Source organism: Rhizobacter sp. P3_B12, assembly GCF_056402895.1.
On sequence record NZ_JBFUGN010000634.1, the window covers coordinates 1 to 3,640 of the forward strand.

Annotated in this window: 4 protein-coding genes and 1 pseudogene; 4 read left to right on the top strand and 1 reads right to left on the bottom strand. The window is 67.2% G+C overall.

Annotated elements, in window-relative coordinates; all coding sequences use genetic code 11:
• A partial coding sequence (locus AC1D01_RS25120; RefSeq protein WP_477871209.1) for an MFS transporter occupies positions 1-531 on the bottom strand: 531 nt, incomplete at its 3' end.
• A 176-nt stretch (positions 532-707) separates the two neighbouring features.
• On the opposite strand from AC1D01_RS25120, the gene AC1D01_RS25125 reads away from it, so the two are divergent.
• The 4 genes and pseudogenes from AC1D01_RS25125 to AC1D01_RS25140 all read left to right on the top strand — a co-directional run.
• Entirely contained in the window at positions 708-1,247 is a 540-nt protein-coding gene (locus AC1D01_RS25125; RefSeq protein WP_477871211.1) for a hypothetical protein, read from the top strand.
• Between the two features lie 189 nt (positions 1,248-1,436).
• Entirely contained in the window at positions 1,437-1,937 is a 501-nt protein-coding gene (locus AC1D01_RS25130; protein WP_477871212.1) for a hypothetical protein, read from the top strand.
• Positions 1,934-2,626: pseudogene (locus AC1D01_RS25135) on the top strand (patatin-like phospholipase family protein); the annotation flags it as partial. The gene AC1D01_RS25130 and the pseudogene AC1D01_RS25135, both read left to right, overlap by 4 nt.
• Positions 2,627-3,534: 908 nt before the next feature.
• Positions 3,535-3,640: DUF5984 family protein (locus AC1D01_RS25140; RefSeq protein ID WP_477871213.1), on the top strand; the 106-nt coding region annotated here is incomplete at its 3' end.

Below are 3,640 nucleotides of genomic sequence, written 5' to 3' on the forward strand. Positions count from 1 at the left end.
GTCGAAGACATAGGCGCCTACCGCGCCCCAACGCGCCAGCAGCAGCCCGGCCAGCGCCGGCCCGGCCACCATGCCGATCGTCCCGCGCAYCGACGACAGCGCTGCGACGGCTGCGAACTCTTCAGGTCGCGCGAGCTTCTGCGTCAAGGCTTCCAGCGCCGGGCGGTGGAAGCCGCTGGCGCCCTGCAGCACGGCCACGAGCGCGTAGATCGCCAGCACGTTGGGCGCAGCGGTCAACGCGTTGGCCAGCAGGCCCGCCAGGCACAGGGCCATCAGCGCCTCCGACCCGATCAGCAGGCGCTTGCGGTCCACGCGGTCCGCCACCGCGCCGCCCAGGAGTCCGCAGGCGACAACCGGCACGAGCTGCACGAGGCCCAGCAGGCCGACCTGGGCGTTGGAATGCGTCAGCTCGTACAGCTGCCAGGGCACGGCCACATAGCTGACCATGGTGCCCAGACCCGAGATGAACTGGCTGGCGAAAAGACGGCGGAAGGCGGTGTTGCGGCGCAGGGGCCCGATATCGAGAAGCATGCAGCATTGTCATCGGCCCGAACCCATCGAGCCGCCGTGTCCCTGGTGGACAATGAATTCATCTCTCGCGCACCGGACCACCCATGACCATCAAACTGTCCAAGGAAGCAAGGAAGGAAGCCATCGCCTCCATCGAGCGCAAGTTCGAGAAGCCGATGCGGTCGCCGGAACAATGAGTGAACATTGAACAACGGAGAACCTGCTTGCTAAGTCTCGACAGTACCCACTGGCAGCAACTCGATCATGCGTACGGAACCGCGGAGGACATTCCCGCGCTGCTTCGGCAACTCGCTTCGCTGCCGAACGACGACGGGGAAGCGAGCCCGTGGTTTCAACTCTGGAGTGCCCTCGCTCACCAGGGTGACGTGTACCCGGCCTCGTTTGCCGCCGTTCCTCACGTCATTGCTGCGCTTGCCTCGTCGCCCATGGCGGCCCACGCGTCGTACTTCCATTTCCCTGCGTGGGTCGAGATCTGTCGGGCGAAGCAAGGTGCCAGCATTCCAGACGAGCTGTCCGGGCCTTACTTCAACGCTCTGGGCCGCCTTCCGGCGCTCGCGGCCGAGTGCTCTGCAAAGCCCTGGGATCTTGGCTTCCTGGCATGTACCCTCGCAGCCACCGCTGCCGCCAAGGGCCAGCACGCAATTGCAGAGGCCCTGCTGGAAATGGCTGAGGAGGGCTCAGCGGAAGACTTCCTTGAGTGGCGGAACGATCAGTGATGCCATCTTCTTCCATCAACGCAACATGACAGCACTGCACGACCATGAAAGGTGGCTCGACACGCTCGACGCCAAGCTGCGTGTTGAAGGCGAGACGATAAGAGTCACCGCCTTGCCCTGGACCCGAGTGACGTCATGAACGAGTTGCGATCTGAATGGAACATCAAAGATGAGTGGCGGGACTTCTGAATGGCACGCGCGATTCTGGTCGGACTGCTGATGCTTCCCGCCGCCGCGTTCTCATCCAACGAGCTCATCTCCACCCTCGAGCAACGCCTGCGAACCGACGGCGTCGAAGGCGTCAACGCCTACCTGGGCAAGCAATCGTCCGTGCTGGCCGACCTGAGCCAACGGACCGCTGACTGCGACACGCAGGCCATCGGCCTCGCGGTCAAGCTGAGCCGCGGCAAGAATTCGAAGACAACCGAGGCGCACAGAGAAGCACTTCGCAGCGCAGTCGGCGCCTGCACCGAGAACGTCCTGTCGCTGCTCTCGCTGAACGAGATCCCGAAGATCTGCGCTTCCGTGTCATCCTGGACGGTGACCCAGACGGCCCGGGAACTGCGGCGCCGGATGCAAGCCATCGACACGGATGAAACGCTCCGCTCCACCGAGCGCGGCAAGGCCTGTCGCGCCGCCTATCTCTTCGAATTCCAGAACACCCGAGTCGGCCTCCGAGTCAAGTCATGACCTTTCCCAGCATTCCCCACCCCGCCACTGAAACCGCCGCGGCGGATGACGGGCAGATCCACCAGCTCTCGCTCTCCGGCGGGGGGTTTCGTGCCGCCTTCTATCACCTGGGCGCCCTGCACGCGCTGGCCGCCCAGGGGCGCCTGCGCGAATTGAAGATGCTGGTGACCATCTCGGGCGGATCGATCGCCGCGGGCTTCTTCCTGCAGGAATGGCTGGCCGTGGCGCGGCACGGGCCGGTGCGCGACGATGCGCTGGCGCAGTGCGCGCTGCGTGCGCACCTGGCTCTCTTTCGCAAGAGCCGCCACAACCCGCGGCTGCGCGTCATGGCGTCGATTCGCGCGCTGAGCAGCGGGCTGGTGCGCAACGAGTTCGGCTTCTCGGATGCGATGTCACGCATCAATCGCCGCTGGCTGCGCCGCCTGCACCGCGCGGCCGCGGCGGATGTGTGGCCCGCCGACTTGCCGGAGTGGCGCATCGCCTGCTCCGACTACGCCCAGGGCAACCGCTGCGTGGTGCTGCTGGGCRACCGGCTCCTGCCGCGCCAGCCCGATGCCAGCTACCTGACGATGAACGACCTGCCGGTCGCGCGCGCCATCGCGGCGTCGAGCGCGGTGCCAGGCGTGTTCGAGCCCATCCGTTGCGGCAAGCACCACCTGGGCGATGGCGGCGTGCTCGACAACCACGGCCTGCGCGAGTTCGACCCGGCCCTCGGCCATGCCACCTGCATCGACGCCTCCGCGCCGGCCTGGCCCATGCGCCCGATCGACGGCTGGGCCACGCCGATGCGGGCGATGGACCTGATGATGGAGCAGACCCGCGGCGACGTGCTGCGCGCACGCAACTGCACGTTGATCTCGTTGCGCGACCCGGTGCCCCAGCCGAGCGGGCTGGACTGGTGGCCGCACCTGCGCGCACTGCGCACCGACCTCGACGACTTCGCGGCCACCGAGGCCCACCTGCTGTTCCTCGCGGGCCACCAGAGTGCGACGGGCAGTGCCGACATCCCCACCGACTGCCCGCCGGACATGACGGCCCTGTGGGGCGCGATGAGCCGGGCTGCGCTGCCGGAGCTGCCCGGCGACGAAGCCCAGCAGCTCGGTGATGCCCGCGCCGCCTGCATGGACGACCTGGAGCGCGGCCAGCACGTGCTGTTCGCGGGCATGCAGAAGCGCTCGGCGGCCTCGGTGATGGTGTCGATCGGGTCGCTGCTGATGCTGGCGATGACGATGGTGACCGTGATCGTGCTGGCTCGCTTCATCTGGGGTTTCGGCATCGGCCACATCCCGCTGCCGGCGCGGCCGCTCTCGACGCGCGCGCTGCTGTTCCTCGGCTGGCTGGTGGGTGCCGCGTGGCTGTGGCAGTTCCACGCGCCRCGGGCCGGTGCGCTGTTCTACAACATGCGCCAATGGTTCGGCGTACTGGCCGGCCCGATCCTGCTGCCGGCGCTGGCGACAGTGTCGATCGCCTTGCGCCTGAAGGTGGCCGCGTTCTCGAACCGCGACCTCACGGCCTGGGCGCGCACGGCGTTGCTGCGGCATGAACRCCGGCGCCAGCTCGCTGCCAGCCGCGCGGGCGCGTGATCGCGCTTTTCTCCATGCTGTTCAACTTCACGTTGCTGCCTCTCGAAGAAATCAGGCCCTGGGGCGGCCCCGGCGACCTGAGTCTTCATTGGTTCGGGCTGACCGATGGCCGCTATTGGA